Genomic DNA, 18,083 nt, shown 5'->3' on the forward strand with positions numbered 1-18,083 from the left:
CGAGCTACTCGGCTCAAGATACCGTTTGAAATGCCCCTTTTAGGAGCTTTAAATATATAAGGCCGTCTGAAACGGGAGTGATTTCAGACGGCCTTGATTTAACGGATGATTCGGCGGAACGCATCCCGAAAAGCAGCGGTTGCCTCTCGGTCGATAATGGCGCCCGATGACGGATGACCACACCGGCCAGCTGGTTTCCTTGCCGACAGCAGGTTTCCCAATCTTTCCCTTGCAGATAACCGTTTAAAAATCCGGCGTTAAACGAATCACCGGCAGCGGAGGTATCGACCACATGCGCCACGGGTGTCGTCGGCACATGGCAGTAAACGCCTTTGTCATTACTGAAAACCGCGCCGCGCTTGCCGGATTTGACCACAATATTTTTCACGCCGTTTTGCCGCAAGCGCGTGATGGTGGCGTTTTCATCGGCATCCTGCCACACGGCCTGATCGTCTTCAAAAGTGACCAAGGCAAGGCTGACCAGCGGCATTAAGCGGGTATAAATATCGCGGGTATGCGCCAAAGATTCCCACAGCGAAGCGCGGTAGTTGCTGTCAAAAGCAATTTCCACGCCTTTTGCGGCTAAATCGGCCAGCTGTTGCAATAGCAGGAAGCGGTCTTCTTCCGGCAGGATGGCCAGCGAAATACCGCTTAAGTACACCATATCCATATCCTGTAAACCAGCCAAAACCTGCGGATAATCCGGATGGCGCAGCAGGTATCGTGCCGCCGACTGGTCGCGCCAATACAGGAATGTACGCTCTCCTTCGGCATCCAACTGCACCAGATACAAACCCGGCTGACGGTTTTCCGCCAGTAAAACCCAATCGGTATTAATGCCGTCTTCACGCCAGCGTTCAATCATGCGGCTGCTGAGTTTGTCTGTTCCCATCGCGGAAACATAGCGCACTTCAATCCGCTCCGGCTGCGCAGTACGCGCCAGATATGTGGCGGTATTCAACGCGTCACCGCCGTAATTCTGCTGCATCAGGCTGAACGGCTAGCCGTTCAGCTCAATCATGCATTCGCCGATAATGGCAATTTTCTTCATGGCTGTCCTTCGTATTACATCCGCGCGGCGTTTTAAGCCAATACGCCCAGAATCACGCTGCCCGCCTTAAATATGGCTGTGGCACGCTGCCCCGGGTGCAAATCCAACTGCTCGGTGCTTTGTAGGGTCACGCCCGCTGTCATTTGCATGCCGTCGCCCAAATCCAGCGTCACCACGGAATTGACTGCGCCGCGTTCGACATCGGCAATCAAACCGCTCAACTGGTTGCGTGCGGAGAGCTTGATGTGTTCCAAATCCGTGGCGATAATGATGCTGGTGGACTTAATCAGCGCGATGGCCGCCCCGCCTTCTACCAAGCCCAAATTTTCGCAGCTTTCGCGGGTAATCGTAGCGACGATTTCATGGCGGCTGGGCAGGGTCAGCACCACTTCGCTGTAAATGCCGCTTTGTTTGATGGTTTTGACGATACCGGCAAATTGGTTGCGTGCGCTGGTTTTCATGATATGTGTTTGTCCTTATTATAAATAACCGGTTTTCAGACGGCCTTTTTTAGAACCTGTATTCATAAGATTGATAGCGGCTTTTTATTGCCTAATCATACGAATACAAGGCGGATTTTTGCGCCAATAGTGGACTATTGGCGTAAAAGTCCAACGCAGTAGGCGTGTGATTAGGCAATAAAAAGCCGCTATCAATCTTATGAATACAGGTTCTTATTCTTTCAGGCCGTCTGAAAATCCATAAAATCAGTTGCGCGAATGGTGTTCGCCGACGGTTTGCAGCAGCCATTGGTTGGCAACATGAGTATAGATTTGCGTGGTACTGATACTGGCATGACCCAGCAGCCCCTGCACCACGCGCAAATCGGCGCCGTGGTTGACCAAATGGGTGGCAAAAGCATGGCGCAAACCGTGTGGGCTGAGATTGCGGATACCGGCGGCCTCGGCATATTGCTTCACAATCATCCATGCCAGCTGGCGCGAAATGCCGCCGCGCTTTTGGCTGACAAACAAGGCGTCGCACAAATGCTCTTTCAGCAGCTGAGGGCGGCCGTCGGCCAGATAGCGTTCAATCCAATACACCGCTTCCGCGCCCATCGGCAGTTCGCGCTGCTTGCCACCCTTGCCTATGGTGTTAATCCGCCCCCGGTTGAGGTCGATTTCCTGTATTTGCAGCTTCACCACTTCGCTCACGCGCAAGCCGGTGGCGTAAATCACTTCCAGCAGCGCTTTATCGCGCAAACCGTGCGGCGTCGCGGTATCCGGTGCTTGCAGCAGGCAGTCGATTTGCGCCTCGGTAATCAGCGGCGGCAGGTTTTGCGCCAGTTTGGGCGCTTTCAAATCGTGGGTCGGGTTGTCGCTGCGCTGGCCGGTATCATCCAGCCAGTGATACAGATTTTTGCACGCCGATAACGCCCGCGCCTGCGAGCTGGTCTGCTCGCCCGGCGCGTAAACGGCGGCGGCCAACGCCACGCTGTCCACATTCAGCCAATCTTCACCCGCTTCTTGCAGGCGCAGGCTGATTTTTTCCAAATCGCGGCGGTAGCTGTGCATGGTATTGTCTTTGAAACGCCCCACCAGCCACAGGTGTTCCAAAAAGCGGTCGATTAAGGTATCCATCCGAACGGCTGTTCAGGATAAGCTCAGCCTAGCGGCTTAAAGTATCCAGCACTTCCTGCGCATGTCCGACCACTTTGACTTTGCGCCATTCGTGCGCGATTTCGCCGTTTTTATCCAGCACAAACGTGCTGCGCTCGATGCCCAACGATTCTTTGCCGTAAAGTTTTTTCAGCTTGATGACGTCAAACAGTTTGCACACGGTTTCGTCTTTGTCGCTCAAGAGCTCGAAGCGGAAACCCTGCTTGCTGCAAAAATTTTGGTGCGCCTTCACGCCGTCGCGGGAAATGCCGACCACGGTATAGCCCAGCGCTTCAAATTGCGGCAGGCGGGCGTTGAAATCCAGACCCTCGGTGGTGCAGCCGGGCGTGCTGTCTTTCGGGTAAAAATATACCACCAGCGGCAGATGTTCGGCAGAACGGAAATCTTCGCCGCTGCTGGAAGGCAGGGTAAATTCGTATGTTTGGCTCATTTTCTATCCTTTTTCAGACGGCCTTGTCTTGCGCCGCCACATGTGTGCCGATTGTTTATTTATCGCTTAAATTCAAATAATTGCGACTACCCTGCAAATCATTCATGGCCGACAGGAGCAGCGCGAAATGGTCGTCGTTGCCGCTCAAATCCAATTCGTCGGCGTTGACAATCAGCAAGGGCGCGTTTTGGTATAAATGGAAAAAACGGCTGTATTCGCCGTGCACCTGTCCCAAATAACCCGCCGGAAACAGATTGACCGCGCCGTCGCCGCGTTTTTGCAGGCGTTTGCGGTTGCCCTCGGCCGTGGTTTGCAGATACACCACCAAATCTGGCACAGGATAGCGCGGCATGGCCTTGCGCTTGATTTCCCAAAACAGCGTCTGCTCGTTATCGTTCAACACCACCGGTACGAAAATCTGGTCTTTTTCCAGCAGGAAATCGGCCACAATCACACTGCCCTTTTCCTCTTCGGCATGAATCGTCTCCACACATTCGGCGCGGCGCATGAGGAAAAACAGCTCTGCTGCCAAACCGTGATTGCTGGCGTTGGCATAAAACGGCGCCAAAAACGGATTTTTCTCCGGATTTTCCGTCAAATGCAATGCACCCAACTGCCCGGCCAAACGGCGGCTCAATTCGGATTTGCCGCTACCGATGGAACCTTCGACGACAATATAGCGGTAGTTCATAAAATACCCCTTTTTTCAGACGGCCTATTTTAACAGAGCCGCCTGCATTTATCGGAATTTTTATGCATGTACTTTACAGAAAGGCCGTCTCAAACACACCCAACTGCCGGTTGGCAAAATGGATTTGTTTCAGACGGCCTTGCCCTACGACTATGCTACTTTATTTACATTTAAAGCTGGTAGCTTTGTTTTTATTGCCGCCAACATAAGTCGCCACTTTCGGATAGGCGCAAATCGGTTGGGATTTGTTTGGGAACGACGGGCCGGTGGCCAGCATATAATCCGGCGCTTTGCCCTTATCCGTCCACTCTTCCAAAGCAGTCAGCGGGTCAAAATTATTCATGGCTACGCCGTCGCCGCAGTGGTTCATGCCCGGCACCATAAACAGGCGGCTGTATTGCGTTGCGTCATGGCCTTGCGCTTTGGCGTTTGCCAGGATTTCTTTATAGTAATCGCGGATATCGTGCGCCGAGAACACGGGGTCGGAAACACCATCCACAATAATCAGCTTGCCGCCGCGACTGGCAAACGTACCCAAATCGGTCGCCACCGCATCGGTAATGGCTGACATTTGCGCAATTTTAGCAACATCCGTATCAAAATTGAATTTCATGGTATCGAAATTCACATCACGCGGGGTCATGTAATACAGCGGCAGCGCGGACGCACCCAATACGATATTGTTGGCATTAGGCGTTGCGGTTTGCGATGTACCCAATTTCCACGAGCGCCATGCGTCGCTGGCCAAACCTGCATCATACGGCCATGAGGCATACACATTTTCGCCACGACTGTTTTTCGCGCCTTTAAACACCGCATTGAGCAGCGCCACTTTATCTTTGCCGATTTCGTTTTCCACCATTTCCGGTTTGAAATCGCAGCTTTCCCACGCGTTGACAATGCCGTCGGCCAAGCCGTCTTTGGCGTCACATTGTTTCACTACGCCATTTACCACCGCATCCAAGTCCGATTGGGTCAGCGCATTGGCAAAGATTTTCTCGCCCTTGTTGTTGGTCGGTGCCGCTTGCATAAAATGCTGGTTGTCCCAAGCTTCGCCGACGGCGGCATAAGCCAAACGGAAACCCGGATTACCGGCAATCACGCCGTCAAATTCGGTAGGATAGCGCTGGGTGGCAATCAAAGCCTCGCGCCCACCGTTGGAGCAACCCATAAACACGCTGTGTTCGGGTTTTGCTTGATACAGCGCTTCAATCAGCTGCTTGGCGACAACGGTCACTTTGCCGAATGCGGCATAAGCATAGTCCACCCGCGCCTGCTGGTCGGCACCGAAATCGGCATTTGACCCTTCATGGCCGGAGTCGGTCGAAACCACGGCATAACCGCGCCACAAGGCCGGCGTTGCGGTTGATTGGTGATAGGGAATACCGCCGACAGCCGCGTTTACCACGCCGTCCAAACCGCCGCCGCCCTGAAACAGGAATTTTTTATTCCACTGCTGCGGCAGGCGCAATTCAAATTTGGTGCCGTAGTGCTTTTTATCAATGCCGGTACGCGGCTCGATTTCGCCCTGCACCAAACAATGCGGTTTGTATTGCATTTTGGCAATCATGGCCGACGTGCCGGTCAAGGCTGCGTTTTTACCTGCACCAGGGCTACCGCTCTGCACAAATTGCGCATTGGTAATCACCGTATTGTAGAGCTTGGTATTTTTCAAGGCTTCGCATTGTTAGGCAACATCACTGTTTGCCGCCATTGCCGAAGCGCCGGAAAAACCGACAATCAGCGTTAAAGCAATTTTAGATAACTGCATATACATACCCTTTTGTCAAAACAAAGACTCAAGGGGCAGTTGACAGCACTGCCAACTGCCCCTCATAAGACCTGCCAAAATTAACAAAATGTAGGTAATTATTAACCTGACAACAAGCAAAAGCAAGTATTTTTTATCAATTATCTATTTGAAATAAATGCGTTTATTATTATAACTTCTGAATACTGCCATCCCCCAAGGCTGCCGCCAAATCTACCGCCCGGCCATGTTTGCCCAACACAAAATCAGGCAGAATTTCCGCCAGCGGAACCATCACAAAGCCGCGCTCATGCGCGCGCGGATGGGGTAGGGTCAGATGCGGGTCGCTGCTGTTTTCATGATTGTAGTCGATGATGTCCAAATCCAACGTGCGCGGGGCGTTGCGGAAGCTGCGTTCGCGGCCGAAATCGGCTTCGATTTGGTTTAGAACAGCCAATAAGGATACGCCATCCAGCGAAGTCTCCACGCTGCACACGGCATTGACGAAATCCGGCTGGTCGTCGTAGCCGACGGGTGCGGTGCGATACAGCGAAGAAATCTGCAATACGCGGATTTGCGGATGGGCGGCAATGGCGCGCAAGGCGGCGCGAACCTGCCCGGCGGGATTTTGCAAATTGCTGCCCAAGGCGATAACGGCGGGTTTGAATGCACTCATTTTTCAGACGGCCTCAATAGAAATACGGTTTGAAACGTGCCATATATACGATGGTCGCCACGCACAACATGGCTAACGCATAACCGGCATAAAATTTGCCCGAGCGCGGACGCGAACGCATGACCACCACGCCCAAGCCGATATACACCAGCAGCAAAAAGATTTTCGCCGCCAGCCACGGCGCGTTAAACGGGGTGAAGCCGGTAATTTTCATCAGCCAAAGGCCGGTAAACAGCAGCATGGTATCGTTTAAATGCGGCAGCACTTTCCAGATACCGGCCAAAGGGTTTTCCGGTTTGCGCCAGAGCATGAAGGCGCGGATATTGAACAATAAAATGGTAATTGCCACAAAAAACATATGGCTGTGTTTGACAATCAGGTATTGCATGGCGGTGGTTTTGTTGTTGAAATGATGGGCGCTATTTTACCCGAAACATTCATTTTTGGCGCAACTTTTCCACCGCCAGCAGATACGGCGGCCGGTTGGCGCGGTTGGTAAAGCCGTATTTTAAGACGGCATACTGCTGCTGCGGCAAGGCCGCCGCCCATTGCTCGACAGCCTCTGCTTCCGTCTGCCCCGCCGCATGACCCGGATACAACACGGCAATCAGCAAGCCCTGCGGCTTCAACAGCGACAATGCCGCCACCAATGCCCGCAGGCTGGTCTCGGATTGCGTGCTGCAACTTTTATCGCCGCCCGGCAGCCAGCCGAAATTAAACACGGCTGCGTCTAATGGCTCATCAACATCATCCGCCAGCGTTTCATGTCCGCCCTGAATCAGCACCACCTGCTCTGCCGCACCTGCTTCAAGTAAACGCGCACGGGTATTCTCCAGCGCTTGCGCTTGTACATCAAATGCCCATACTTTGCCGCTTTTGCCGACGGCCTGCGCCAGCAACAGCGTATCGTGGCCGTTACCCCCCGTACCGTCAAGAGCGCGGCAGCCGGCAGACAAGCGGTTGCTTAATAATTGGTGGGCAAACGGAATAATGTTGGCAAGATACATAGTGATTATCAATGAAACAAGAGTTTTCAGACGGCCTTTTGCCACGCTTACACGCTTTCAGGCCGTCTGAAAAATAAAAATACCTTACGGATAAAAATCAGTAAGGTATCGAAAGAAACATGACTGCCGGACTTATTCTGCCGACGGCGCGGTCTCAACTTGAACCGGAGCAGCAGCTTGCGCGGCTTGCGGTTTGTTTTCGTGTTGCAGGCTTACGGCGCGAGCCGGAACGATAGTAGAAATCGCGTGTTTGTAAACCATTTGGGTAACTGATGTATTGCGCAGCAAGACAACGTATTGGTCAAACGATTCGACTTGGCCTTGCAATTTAATGCCGTTAACCAGATAAATCGAAACCGGTACGTGCTCTTTACGCAACGCATTCAAAAAAGGATCTTGTAACATTTGTCCTTTAGCTGTCATATTCTGAACTCCGTTATTATGATTTTAAGGTAAGCCGGAAGTCTTTTGAACTCAGGCTCGGTTTGAGAATTGTAGCCTTGAATGCGGTTTAATCACAATAGTTTTCGGTAAGAATGTGCAAACTTTTTAGAGAGGTGTGGCAAAAGCAGACTTTTACACGACAATATAAGCCAATCAGGCCGTCTGAAAAGCAGTTGTGGCAGGTTATCTGCGCCATTTCTAATTTTTCAGACGGCCTGAACCATTATTTGCTGTGTTGCTTTTTCACGCTGACTTGGCGTTTTTTCACCTTGCCGCCGCTGTTGCGCACTTTTTCTTCCTTGCGGTTTTCGCGTTTTTCGATACGGTTGCTCAAAGCCGCACGGCGCAGTGTTTTTTTCTTCGGCTTGTCATCTGCATCTTCATACGGATTTTCCGACACATTATACTGAATGCGCAGCGGCGTGCCTTGCAGATTAAAGGCTTTGCGGAAGGTCTGGGTCAGATAACGGGTATAGCTGTCGGAAATGGACGAGAGCGAATTGCCGTGTATCACAATCACAGGCGGATTCATGCCGCCTTGGTGGGCGTAACGCATTTTCGGGCGGCGCATACCGTCGCGGGGTGGCTGCTGGCGCTCGATGGCGCTTTGCAACACGCGGGTGATTTTCGGCGTGGGCATTTTAATCATGGCGGCATTGTAGGCCGACTGGATGCTGTCAAACAGCCCGTCGATACCGCGCTCTTTCAGTGCGGAAATATAGTGGAACTTGGCAAAATCCAGGAAATACAGCTTGCGTGCAATGTCGCGCTTGATCTGCTCGCGCCGCTCCTCGTTGATGCCGTCCCATTTATTCACCGCCACCACCAGCGCACGCCCCGCTTCCAGCGCAAAACCGGCGATGGTCGCGTCTTGGTCGGCGATGTCCTGCTGCGCGTCCAATACCAATACGGCTACATTCGCCGCCTCTACCGCCTGCATAGCCTTAATCACGGAGAATTTTTCCACCGCTTCATCCACTTTACCACGACGGCGCACACCGGCGGTGTCGATGATGGTAAACGGTTTGCCCTCGCGCTCGAAATCAATATGGATACTGTCGCGGGTGGTACCGGCCATATCAAAAGCAATCACGCGCTCTTCGCCGAGAATGGCGTTGACCAGCGTGGATTTGCCCACATTCGGACGACCGATAACGGCGAATACGGGGTGTTTCGGCTCTTGCGCTTCCTCTTCCGGCTCGGGGAAATTTTCCAGAATTTCTTCAATCAGATAATACACGCCGTCGCCGTGCGCACCGGAAATCACATGCGGCTCGCCCAGCGCCAGCTCGTAAAATTCAGCCGATAAGACCGCACGGTTGCCGCCCTCGCCTTTATTCACCGCCAGATAAACGGGGCGCGGGCTTTGGCGCAGGCGGTCGGCGATGATTTTATCCTGCGGAGTCAGGCCGGTACGCGCATCCACCAAAAACACCACTGCGTCGGCTTCATCCACGGCTTGCAGGGTCTGCTTGGCCATTTCGTGCAGAATGCCGCTGTCCACCACCGGCTCGAAGCCGCCGGTATCAATCACCAGATAAGGTTTGCTGCCGATTTTGCCGTGACCGTAATGGCGGTCACGGGTCAGGCCGGGCAGGTCGTGTACCAGCGCGTCTTTAGTGCGCGTCAGGCGGTTAAACAGGGTGGACTTGCCGACATTGGGGCGGCCGACCAGTGCGATGGTTGGTTTCATTTTTATGCTTTCGGTGTGCCGTTTTCAGACGGCCTTAAAGGGAATATTCATGCCGTCTGAAAACGGATAAGGGCTTGGCGGGGAAACTTCCCCGACAAGCCGGAATAAATAATAGATAACACGATGTAGGGAGGCTTTGCGTATCAAATGAAAAATAGTTGCCAAACACAGCCATTCAACATTCAAAATGTGTAGGATAGGCAACTTGTTGCCCACCGTATTTACCTCTACCCGCTTTTCAGACGGCTTTACTTCAGCGCGTCGATTTTCATTTGCAGCAAATCGCGTGCCGCTGCGTCTTTGGCGGTTTTGCCCAAAGCCTGCTCGTAGCTTTCTACGGCTTCTTTGGCTTTGTTTTGCGCCACATACACATCGCCTTTGGTTTCCAGCAGCAGCGGCTCGAAATCAACTTCTACCGGCGTATTCAGCGCATTCAGCGCCTCATCGTATTTTTTCTGCTGCAATTTCACGACGGCCATACGCTGCGCCGCCAAAGCCTGAACCAGCGGGGCTTTTTGGTTTTTCAACACCCAGTTCAGATGGCCTGCCGCCACATCGTAACGGCCTGCGTCAAACTCGGTTGCCGCCACCATCAGCGTGGCTTGCGCGGCGGCGATGGTCTGCGGATAGTTTTCCTGCAATTTTTGCAAGTCGGCATTGATGACTTTTTGATCGGCTTTCTGCTGCGCTTTCGTTACCAACTGCTCCAATACGCCTGCGGCTTCCTGACTTTGCGTCACCTGATGGCGCTGGTACATGGTGTAACCCAGATAACCCAGCGCGGCAATCACCAAAACGGCAAACAGCCAGCGCCCCCAACCTTTCCAAAAATGCTTGAAATTGTCTAACTCTTGTTGTTCTTCCAAATGGGCGGCCATTTATGCACTCTTCCATGTATTCAAAGTATTAATCAAATCGGCTGCGGCAACGGTCTGCTGCTCGTGTTTGCCGCTCAGGTCTTTCAGCGTGGCTGTACCGTTTGCCAGCTCGTCTTGCGCCACAATCAGGGCAAAACGCGCGCCGCTTTGGTCGGCTTTTTTCATTTGCGCTTTCAGGCTTTGGTAGCCGGAATGTTGCAATACGTTAAAACCCTCGCCGCGCAAAGTTTGCGCATATTTCATCGCCCGCAAATCCGCGCCTTCGCCTTGGTGCATAACATACACATCAGGCGCAGAGTCGGCTGTCAACGTGCCGTAATCGTGCACCAGCAGCAGCAGGCGCTCAATACCCATCGCAAAGCCGATAGAAGCAGCCGGTTTGCCGCCCAATTCTTCAATCAAACCGTCGTAACGGCCGCCGCCGCACACTGTCGCCTGCGCACCCAGCTTGTCGGTCGTCCATTCGAATACGGTTTGATTGTAATAATCCAAACCGCGCACCAAACGCGGATTTTCCACATAGGCAATACCCAATCCGTCCAGCATGGTTTTAAAGCGGCTGTAATGCGCACGGCTCTCTTCGCCCAAGTAATCAATCAGGCGCGGCGCGGCATTGCAAATGTCTTGCAGGTCGGGATTTTTACTATCCAACACGCGCAGCGGGTTGGTGTGCAAGCGGCGCTTGCTGTCTTCATCCAGCCTGTCTTCGTATTCGGTCAGATAAGCCACCAACGCAGCGCGATGGGCGGCACGCTCTTCGCGATTGCCCAAGCTGTTGATTTCCAAAATCAAGTAAGCACGGATGCCCAGTTTGTCCCACAAATCGGCAGACATAGCGATGATTTCGGCATCAATGTCCGGCTCTTCAAAACCCAAAGCCTCGATACCGACTTGGTGAAACTGGCGGTAGCGGCCTTTTTGCGGGCGCTCACGGCGGAACATCGGCCCCATATACCACAATTTTTGCGGGCTGTTATACAAGAGATTGTGCTCGACCACTGCACGCAGACAGGAAGCCGTACCTTCGGGGCGCAGGCTCAGACTCAAGGAATCATTGGAATCGGAAAAAGTGTACATTTCCTTGCCGACCACATCGGTTTCTTCGCCGATAGAGCGGACGAACAGGCCGGTTTGCTCGACAATCGGCGTACGGATTTGCTGATAGCCGTAGGAGGCCGCCCAACGGGTTACCGTATCTTCAAAAGCCTGCCAAAAAGCGGCGGTGAGTTTGAAATCTTTTTGTTCGACGGGCAAAAGGTCGTTCATGCCTTTTACCGATTGGATTTTTTGTGCCATGTCAAATCGAAATATTGGAATCAAATAGTAGGCAATTATAGCCGATTTTTAGCAGCTTGTAATTTTCAGACGGCCTTACTGCGCAAGGCCGTCTGAAAACGCTACAATACGCGTATGAAAAAACGCACCAATCCCCTGCCCGTTATCGACGGCATCAAACCCAGCTATTTAGTATTGCCGCACGAAAAGCAATTTTACAGCCTGCCGCTCTTGCACTTTCTCTGCCACAAATTCCCGTTTGTCGGCGAAGCAGGCTGGCGTGCGCGACTGAACAGTGGTTTCGTGGTTGGCGCCGATGGCTCTCCATTGAATGAACATACGCCATTTGTCGCGGGCGAAGCAATGTATTACTACCGCGAAATCAGCCGCGAAGACGAACCGCGCATTCCGTTTGACGAGCAGATTTTACACGTTGACGAACATTTGATTGTGGTGGACAAACCGCATTTTCTGCCGGTGATTCCCAGCGGCCGTTTTCTGCGCGAAACTCTGCTCACACGCCTGCGTCTGCATCCTGATTTGCAACATTTAAACACCGCCGACATCACGCCCATCCACCGCCTCGACAAAGATACGGCCGGGGTCATGCTGCTGTCGCACAACGCAGCCACGCGCCGCGATTATCAAATCATGTTCCAAGACAAAACCGTGCGCAAAACTTATGAAGCCGTTGCGCCGCTGCGCACGGATTTGGTTTACCCCCATACCGTGCAATCGCGTATGGTACGTGGCGAAAAATTTTATCTGACGCAGGAAGTGGCAGGCGAGGCGAATGCGTTTACCACAATCGAACTACTGGAAACACGCGGCAAATTCGGCCTCTACCGCCTAACGCCGCACACCGGTAAAAAACACCAGCTACGCGTACACATGATGAATTTGGGTATGCCGCTGGTCAACGACGCGCTATACCCCACACCGCTGGTGGCAGGCGAAGAAGATTACAGCAAACCGCTGCAACTGTTGGCAAAAAGCATTGAATTTATCGATCCGATAAGCGGCGTAGAGCGGCGCTTTGAAAGTTTGCAGCGTTTATAAAATAGATAGAAAACAAAGGCCATCTGAAAGCATTTTACTTTCAGACGGCCTGCTGATTATCCGATTAAATCACTTACTCGGCAGACAAGACCACTTTCATAGCTTGGTTTTCAGCCGCATGTTTGAACACATCGTAAGCTTTTTCCAGCTCGTCAAATTTAAAACGGTGGGTAATCATACGGTTAAAGTCAATGCTGCTGGTGGCGATGGCTTTCATCAGCATTTCGGTAGTATTGGCATTCACCAAACCGGTGCTGATTTTCAAGTTTTTAATCCACAATTTTTCCAATTTGAAGTCGACGGGTTGACCATGTACGCCAACTACCGCGATGTGACCACCCGGTTTGACTACTTCTTGGCACATATCCCAAGTGGCCGGCAGGCCGACTGCTTCGATGGCGCAATCTACGCCGTCTTCGCCGACAATCGCTTGGACTTGCTCGGTCACATTGCCTTCAATCGGATTAATCACATGGGTAGCGCCCAACTCTTTAGCCAGTTTCAAGCGGTTTTCATCCATGTCGCACACAATGGCGACAGACGGGCTGTACAGCAGCGCGGTCAGCAAAGCAGACATACCGACAGGGCCGGCACCGGCGATGAATACGGTATCGCCCGGTTTGACATCGCCATATTGCACGCCGATTTCATGAGCGGTCGGCAAGGCGTCAGACAGCAGCAACGCTACTTCGTCATTGATGTTGTTCGGCATCGGAATCAGGCTGTTGTCAGCATAAGGGGTACGCACATATTCGGCTTGAGTACCGTCAATCATATAGCCCAAAATCCAGCCACCATTGCGGCAGTGAGAGTACAACTGTTGTTTACAGTTGTCGCAGGTACAGCATTTGCTGACGCAAGAAATAATGACTTTGTCGCCAACTTTGATGTTTTTAACGGCTGAACCGACTTCTTCAACGATACCCACGCCCTCATGACCCAAAATACGGCCATCGGCTACTTCCGGGTTTTTGCCTTTCCAAATACCCAAGTCAGTACCGCAGATGGTGGTTTTAACGATTTTCACCACTGCATCGGTCGGCTCGATAATTTGCGGACGGGGTTTTTCTTCAAATTTAATATCGCCTGCACCGTGATAAACCATAGCTTTCATACTGCATTACCTCCTGAAAAAAGGGGATGTGACGGATAAAAAACTGCTGGGAATATTTATATTCCTATTGATAATAAATGTCAACATCCCTTTTAATTTCAATATGTTATGCTATAACATATTGAAAAGGAAATTTTCATTAATATCATGCCCATACATATAAATCAGAAACGCAACGGCAATTTACGCTAAAATGCGCCGTTACATTATTCAGCAGTTGATATGTCCGCCCATCTCTCTTTTTCCGAGCGTTTAATCCGTTGGCAGCGCCGTCACGGCCGCCATCATTTGCCCTGGCAAGTTACCAATCCTTACGCCGTTTGGCTGTCTGAAATCATGTTGCAGCAAACGCAAGTGGTAACCGTCTTGGATTATTACCCGCGCTTTTTGCAACGCTTCCCTACCGTGCAAGACTTGGCGGCCGCGCAACAAGACGACGTGCTGGCGCTATGGGCAGGCTTGGGCTATTACAGCCGCGCACGCAATTTGCACAAAGCCGCGCAACAAGTCGTCAACGAATTTGGCGGGCAGTTTCCCTGCGAACGCAGCCAATTAGAAACCCTGTGCGGCGTCGGCCGCAGCACCGCCGCCGCCATTGCCGCTTTTGCTTTCAAGCGGCGCGAAACCATTTTAGACGGCAATGTCAAACGTGTGCTCTGCCGCGTATTCGCGCAAGACGGTAATCCGCAGGACAAAAAATTTGAAAACAGCCTGTGGCATTTGGCCGAAAACCTACTGCCGTCTGAAAACCATGATATGCCTGCCTATATCCAAGGTTTGATGGATTTGGGTGCAACGGTATGCAAACGCAGCAAGCCGCTGTGCCACGAATGCCCGATGGAAGATATTTGCGAAGCCAAACGGCAAAACCGTATCGACGAGCTGCCGCGCAAAAAAGCCGCCGTCGAGGTGCAAACGCTGGCTCTGTATTGGCTGGTTATCCGCAATACCGACGGCGCTGTGTTACTGGAAAAACGTCCGGCCAAAGGCATCTGGGGCGGGCTGTATTGCGTGCCTTGTTTTGAAAACTTGACCGATTTATACGCTTATGCCGCGCAGTTCGGCATCCATTCAGACGGCCTCGAAGAACAAACCGCCTTAACCCACCGCCTGACCCACCGCCTTTTGCTAATTACGCCGTTTACCGCGCAGCAAACGGCCGATGTTTCAGACGGCCTTTGGGTTAATGCAAGTAATTTGGCCGATTATGGGCTGCCCAAGCCGCTGCTGAAATATCTGACAACACGCTAGTTTTAACAAAAGCAGTTATTGCTACTGCACCATAAAAAATGCCGTCTGAAAACCTCGATAATTTTCAGACGGCATTTTTTAATCATTTAAATCTTAATGCGGCGACACGTTATAACGCTTTTCCAAACGCAGGAAGAACCAGCCCAAGCAGGTCGTCATCAGCAGATAAATCAGCGCCACAGTATAAAGCGGCTCTTGGTAAATCGAATAACGGCCGGAAATGGTGTTCTGCACATAAGCCAGCTCTGCCACCGCGATGGCCGACAACAAGGAGCTGTCTTTGAGCAGCGTGATAAATTCGCTGGCTAATGGCGGCAGCATACGGCGCAGCGCCTGCGGCAGAATCACATAACGCATGGTTTGCGGATAAGTCATCCCCAAAGAACGCGCCGCCTCCATCTGGCCTTTATCAATGGATTGGATACCGGCGCGGAAAATTTCGCAGATATACGCGCCCGAGTTGGCAATCAGCGCCAACGAGCCGGCAATCAGCGGGCCGTAGGAGCGGCGGATTTCAATGGCATCTTCCCCGCTGACCAACACCCCGTTGCTCGGGTGGACAAAAAACGGAAACCACACATACGCCCAAATAAAAATCTGCACAAACAAAGGCGTACCGCGAAACAGCGTCACATAAAACAGAGAAAACTTACGCAACACCCACGCCACGCCGCGCAGCAATGCGCTGGCTTTCTCCAAATGAATCAGGCGGGCGAGCGCCAGCAGCAGACCCAAAATCGAACCGCCCAAAGTCGCGATTACGGTCAAACCCAAAGTCGTCAGCGCACCGTAGAAAAACATCCAACGGTATTCATAGATAATGTCAAAACGAAAGTCCATCAGTCACTCTTAATGCATTCATCGCGTCGAAACGCAAGCGGCGCATTTCAACAAAAATCAAACCGCGTATTCTACAATAAAAACCCGCCGCCTGACGGGTTTTCTTTAAGAAATTGTAAAATTTTCATATTTTCAGACGGCCGAAAACAGCAAAACCGCTAGCAAACCGACCGACCGATATTACCCGCCAAATTGACCCATATCATAAAAAAGCGGATAATCCGCCCTATTTCCTGAACATTTTTCAGACGGCCTTTGACCTCTTATCAAAGGCCGTCTGAAACATTAAACCTTATCCAAGCAGAACACACCATGAAAGCACCCGAACTCCTCCTCCCTGCCGGCGGCCTCGAACGCATGCGCGCCGCCTACGATTACGGCGCAGACGCCGTGTATGCCGGCAGCCCGCGCTACTCCCTGCGCGCGCGCAACAATGAATTTGCCAAGCTCGACGTACTCGAGCAAGGTATCAAAGAAGCGCACGAGCGCAATAAATTGTTCTACCTGACCGTCAATACCCTGCCGCACAATTCCAAGTTGAAAACCTTTGTATCCGACATGGAACCGCTGATTGCGATGAAACCCGACGCGCTGATTATGGCCGACCCGGGTTTGATTATGACCGTGCGTGAAAAATGGCCGGATATGCCTGTCCATTTGTCGGTTCAGGCCAACACCACCAACTATTGGGGCGTAAAATTCTGGGAAAAAATCGGCGTCGAGCGCATTATCCTGTCGCGTGAATTGAGCATGGACGAAATCGCCGAAATCCGCCAGCAATGCCCGGATATCGAATTGGAAGTGTTTATCCACGGCGCATTGTGTATCGCCTACTCAGGCCGTTGCCTGCTCTCAGGCTATTTCAACCACCGCGATCCGAACCAAGGTACCTGCACCAACTCCTGCCGCTGGGATTATAAAGTCCATGACGCAGAAGAAAGCGACGCAGGCGACGCACAATTATTGCAAGGTTTCAACTTTGAAAAAGCGCAGGAAGAAGCCAATCAAAACTTTGAGGGTATTAACGGCCAGCAGCGCCATCCTGCCGCCAATAAAGTTTTCCTGATTGAAGAGAGCAACCGCCCGGGCGAGTTTATGCCGATTATGGAAGACGAGCACGGCACCTACATCATGAATTCCAAAGACCTGCGCGGAATCGAAGTGGTGTCCAAACTCGCCGAAATCGGCGTGGACAGCCTGAAAGTGGAAGGCCGCACCAAATCGCTGTATTACGTTGCCCGCGTTGCGCAATCTTACCGCAAAGCGATTGACGATGCCGTGGCCGGACGTCCGTTTGATTACAGCCTGCTCTCCGAGTTGGAGGGCCTGGCCAACCGTGGCTATACCTCCGGTTTCTTGGAGCGCCACAAAACGCAGGATTATCAAAACTACCTGAGCGGCCATTCCACTGCCAAACAAAGCCAATACGTCGGTCATGTTACCGAAATCGACGCCGACGGCTGGGCAACGGTGGAAGTGAAAAACCGTTTTGCCGTTGGCGATATGCTGGAAATCATCCATCCGAGCGGTAATGAAACCATCACACTTGCGGCCATGACGCGTAAAGGCGAAGCGGTAGAGGTTGCGCCGGGCAACGGTATTCAGGTAAAAATTCCCAATATGCAGGGCAAAGACAAAGCGCTGGTAGCGAGGATTATGAACCCGTAAGCCGTAATATAAAAATGCCGTCTGAAAAATATTTTTCAGACGGCATTTTTATATTTTTTTCCTACACGCCTGCTGCGCATAAGAGCAACAAGCAAAGAAGTTTCGTTATTTCAAAAAGTTTTTAATCAGCAAAGAAGCCAAATCGTCCAAACCGAAACCGTCCGCATCGGTAGCCGTACCGTTCGGAGTAGCATTGTCCACCAGATTCGGTAAAACCTGCGCCAGCAAATCGCTTGCCTGCTGACCGTCGATACCGAATTTTTCAGCAATCGAGCCGATGGCATTGCTGCCCAAGGCATTTTGCAAATCATTGCCGGATACCGGAGCATTGTTTTGTTCGGTAGAAACCCAGCTGCCCAAAGCATCGCCCAGACCGCCCTGTTGCAACTGATTGAGCAAATTGCCCAAACCGCCCTGCTGCTGCACCAAATCCATTGCCATATCGACAACAGAACCCTGACCCTGCTGGCTGCTGCCATCGGCGGTGCTGGCGTTATTGTTGTTTAAAGCTTGGGCTGCTGCGTTTAATAATGTATCCATTAGTGCCATGATAATGTCCTTATCCGTAAGTGTGAAAACCGAGAAAGTGTACCAAAAATCAGGACACCGGCGGTATGCTTCGCGTAAAAATAAGAAA

At 51.9% G+C, this 18,083-nt stretch carries 19 protein-coding genes; 3 read left to right on the top strand and 16 right to left on the bottom strand.

What is annotated here, in order from left to right; translation table 11 throughout:
* Window positions 1–13 precede the first annotated feature (13 nt).
* The 13 genes from J2T37_RS07580 to hisS form a co-directional block, all read right to left on the bottom strand.
* Complete coding sequence (locus tag J2T37_RS07580) at window positions 14–988, bottom strand: sugar kinase (RefSeq protein WP_253452818.1); 975 nt, start codon at window positions 986–988, stop codon at window positions 14–16.
* 95 nt (window positions 989–1,083) lie between these two features.
* Window positions 1,084–1,512 carry a TOBE domain-containing protein gene (locus tag J2T37_RS07585; protein WP_253355001.1) on the bottom strand — a complete coding sequence of 143 codons (429 nt, stop codon included), beginning with the start codon at window positions 1,510–1,512 and terminating at the stop codon, window positions 1,084–1,086.
* 246 nt (window positions 1,513–1,758) lie between these two features.
* Window positions 1,759–2,631, bottom strand: a complete 873-nt coding sequence (xerD, locus tag J2T37_RS07590) for a site-specific tyrosine recombinase XerD (RefSeq protein WP_253355002.1) — start codon at window positions 2,629–2,631, stop codon at window positions 1,759–1,761.
* A 28-nt stretch (window positions 2,632–2,659) separates the two neighbouring features.
* Complete coding sequence (locus J2T37_RS07595) at window positions 2,660–3,100, bottom strand: peroxiredoxin (RefSeq protein WP_253355003.1); 441 nt, start codon at window positions 3,098–3,100, stop codon at window positions 2,660–2,662.
* Between the two features lie 55 nt (window positions 3,101–3,155).
* On the bottom strand, window positions 3,156–3,791 hold the full coding sequence (locus J2T37_RS07600; protein ID WP_253355004.1) for a deoxynucleoside kinase: 636 nt from the start codon (window positions 3,789–3,791) through the stop codon (window positions 3,156–3,158).
* Between the two features lie 160 nt (window positions 3,792–3,951).
* Entirely contained in the window at window positions 3,952–5,466 is a 1,515-nt protein-coding gene (locus J2T37_RS07605; protein ID WP_253355005.1) for a tannase/feruloyl esterase family alpha/beta hydrolase, read from the bottom strand.
* Between the two features lie 265 nt (window positions 5,467–5,731).
* Window positions 5,732–6,217, bottom strand: a complete 486-nt coding sequence (gene folK / locus J2T37_RS07610; RefSeq protein ID WP_253355006.1) for a 2-amino-4-hydroxy-6-hydroxymethyldihydropteridine diphosphokinase — start codon at window positions 6,215–6,217, stop codon at window positions 5,732–5,734.
* A gap of 13 nt (window positions 6,218–6,230) precedes the next feature.
* The gene (locus tag J2T37_RS07615) at window positions 6,231–6,605 is read right to left on the bottom strand and encodes a SirB2 family protein (protein WP_253355007.1); all 375 of its coding nucleotides are present in this window, start codon (window positions 6,603–6,605) and stop codon (window positions 6,231–6,233) included.
* A gap of 49 nt (window positions 6,606–6,654) precedes the next feature.
* Window positions 6,655–7,224 (bottom strand): tRNA (mnm(5)s(2)U34)-methyltransferase, encoded by a 570-nt coding sequence (locus J2T37_RS07620; RefSeq protein WP_253355008.1) that lies wholly within the window; start codon window positions 7,222–7,224, stop codon window positions 6,655–6,657.
* A gap of 132 nt (window positions 7,225–7,356) precedes the next feature.
* Window positions 7,357–7,647, bottom strand: a complete 291-nt coding sequence (hfq, locus tag J2T37_RS07625) for an RNA chaperone Hfq (RefSeq protein ID WP_253355009.1) — start codon at window positions 7,645–7,647, stop codon at window positions 7,357–7,359.
* A gap of 244 nt (window positions 7,648–7,891) precedes the next feature.
* A complete protein-coding gene (gene der / locus J2T37_RS07630; RefSeq protein WP_253355010.1) occupies window positions 7,892–9,361 on the bottom strand; it encodes a ribosome biogenesis GTPase Der in 1,470 nt (489 codons plus the stop codon).
* 248 nt (window positions 9,362–9,609) lie between these two features.
* Entirely contained in the window at window positions 9,610–10,239 is a 630-nt protein-coding gene (locus J2T37_RS07635; protein ID WP_253355011.1) for a YfgM family protein, read from the bottom strand.
* On the bottom strand, window positions 10,240–11,535 hold the full coding sequence (gene hisS, locus J2T37_RS07640) for a histidine--tRNA ligase (RefSeq protein ID WP_253355012.1): 1,296 nt from the start codon (window positions 11,533–11,535) through the stop codon (window positions 10,240–10,242).
* Window positions 11,536–11,649: 114 nt separating this feature from the next.
* Here hisS and J2T37_RS07645 point away from each other — a divergent pair, with 114 nt between their 5' ends.
* The gene (locus J2T37_RS07645; protein ID WP_253355013.1) at window positions 11,650–12,573 is read left to right on the top strand and encodes a pseudouridine synthase; all 924 of its coding nucleotides are present in this window, start codon (window positions 11,650–11,652) and stop codon (window positions 12,571–12,573) included.
* Window positions 12,574–12,646: 73 nt separating this feature from the next.
* Here J2T37_RS07645 and J2T37_RS07650 read toward each other — a convergent pair whose 3' ends face one another.
* On the bottom strand, window positions 12,647–13,687 hold the full coding sequence (locus J2T37_RS07650; RefSeq protein ID WP_253355014.1) for a zinc-dependent alcohol dehydrogenase family protein: 1,041 nt from the start codon (window positions 13,685–13,687) through the stop codon (window positions 12,647–12,649).
* A 222-nt stretch (window positions 13,688–13,909) separates the two neighbouring features.
* Here J2T37_RS07650 and mutY point away from each other — a divergent pair, with 222 nt between their 5' ends.
* Complete coding sequence (gene mutY, locus J2T37_RS07655) at window positions 13,910–14,938, top strand: A/G-specific adenine glycosylase (protein WP_253355015.1); 1,029 nt, start codon at window positions 13,910–13,912, stop codon at window positions 14,936–14,938.
* Window positions 14,939–15,031: 93 nt separating this feature from the next.
* Here the strand turns inward: mutY and J2T37_RS07660 are convergent, their stop codons facing one another.
* Complete coding sequence (locus J2T37_RS07660) at window positions 15,032–15,778, bottom strand: amino acid ABC transporter permease (RefSeq protein ID WP_253355016.1); 747 nt, start codon at window positions 15,776–15,778, stop codon at window positions 15,032–15,034.
* A 312-nt stretch (window positions 15,779–16,090) separates the two neighbouring features.
* Here J2T37_RS07660 and trhP point away from each other — a divergent pair, with 312 nt between their 5' ends.
* Complete coding sequence (gene trhP, locus J2T37_RS07665) at window positions 16,091–17,446, top strand: prephenate-dependent tRNA uridine(34) hydroxylase TrhP (protein ID WP_253355017.1); 1,356 nt, start codon at window positions 16,091–16,093, stop codon at window positions 17,444–17,446.
* Between the two features lie 105 nt (window positions 17,447–17,551).
* Here the strand turns inward: trhP and J2T37_RS07670 are convergent, their stop codons facing one another.
* Window positions 17,552–17,995: a YidB family protein gene (locus J2T37_RS07670; RefSeq protein ID WP_253355018.1), complete on the bottom strand. Its 444-nt coding sequence runs from the start codon at window positions 17,993–17,995 to the stop codon at window positions 17,552–17,554.
* Window positions 17,996–18,083: the final 88 nt, after the last annotated feature.

It is taken from the genome of Neisseria perflava (genome assembly GCF_024170405.1).
GTDB classification, from domain to species: Bacteria; Pseudomonadota; Gammaproteobacteria; order Burkholderiales; family Neisseriaceae; genus Neisseria; species Neisseria perflava_B.

What these genes read in the sequence shown, in the direction of transcription:
- J2T37_RS07580 (WP_253452818.1), bottom strand. Translation starts at nt 988, where the DNA reads ATGCAGCAGAATTACGGCGGTGACGCGTTGAATACCGCCACATATCTG.
- J2T37_RS07585 (WP_253355001.1), bottom strand. Translation starts at nt 1,512, where the DNA reads ATGAAAACCAGCGCACGCAACCAATTTGCCGGTATCGTCAAAACCATC.
- xerD (WP_253355002.1), bottom strand. Translation starts at nt 2,631, where the DNA reads ATGGATACCTTAATCGACCGCTTTTTGGAACACCTGTGGCTGGTGGGG.
- J2T37_RS07595 (WP_253355003.1), bottom strand. Translation starts at nt 3,100, where the DNA reads ATGAGCCAAACATACGAATTTACCCTGCCTTCCAGCAGCGGCGAAGAT.
- J2T37_RS07600 (WP_253355004.1), bottom strand. Translation starts at nt 3,791, where the DNA reads ATGAACTACCGCTATATTGTCGTCGAAGGTTCCATCGGTAGCGGCAAA.
- folK (WP_253355006.1), bottom strand. Translation starts at nt 6,217, where the DNA reads ATGAGTGCATTCAAACCCGCCGTTATCGCCTTGGGCAGCAATTTGCAA.
- J2T37_RS07615 (WP_253355007.1), bottom strand. Translation starts at nt 6,605, where the DNA reads ATGCAATACCTGATTGTCAAACACAGCCATATGTTTTTTGTGGCAATT.
- J2T37_RS07620 (WP_253355008.1), bottom strand. Translation starts at nt 7,224, where the DNA reads ATGTATCTTGCCAACATTATTCCGTTTGCCCACCAATTATTAAGCAAC.
- hfq (WP_253355009.1), bottom strand. Translation starts at nt 7,647, where the DNA reads ATGACAGCTAAAGGACAAATGTTACAAGATCCTTTTTTGAATGCGTTG.
- der (WP_253355010.1), bottom strand. Translation starts at nt 9,361, where the DNA reads ATGAAACCAACCATCGCACTGGTCGGCCGCCCCAATGTCGGCAAGTCC.
- J2T37_RS07635 (WP_253355011.1), bottom strand. Translation starts at nt 10,239, where the DNA reads ATGGCCGCCCATTTGGAAGAACAACAAGAGTTAGACAATTTCAAGCAT.
- hisS (WP_253355012.1), bottom strand. Translation starts at nt 11,535, where the DNA reads ATGGCACAAAAAATCCAATCGGTAAAAGGCATGAACGACCTTTTGCCC.
- J2T37_RS07645 (WP_253355013.1), top strand. Translation starts at nt 11,650, where the DNA reads ATGAAAAAACGCACCAATCCCCTGCCCGTTATCGACGGCATCAAACCC.
- J2T37_RS07650 (WP_253355014.1), bottom strand. Translation starts at nt 13,687, where the DNA reads ATGAAAGCTATGGTTTATCACGGTGCAGGCGATATTAAATTTGAAGAA.
- mutY (WP_253355015.1), top strand. Translation starts at nt 13,910, where the DNA reads ATGTCCGCCCATCTCTCTTTTTCCGAGCGTTTAATCCGTTGGCAGCGC.
- J2T37_RS07660 (WP_253355016.1), bottom strand. Translation starts at nt 15,778, where the DNA reads ATGGACTTTCGTTTTGACATTATCTATGAATACCGTTGGATGTTTTTC.
- trhP (WP_253355017.1), top strand. Translation starts at nt 16,091, where the DNA reads ATGAAAGCACCCGAACTCCTCCTCCCTGCCGGCGGCCTCGAACGCATG.
- J2T37_RS07670 (WP_253355018.1), bottom strand. Translation starts at nt 17,995, where the DNA reads ATGGCACTAATGGATACATTATTAAACGCAGCAGCCCAAGCTTTAAAC.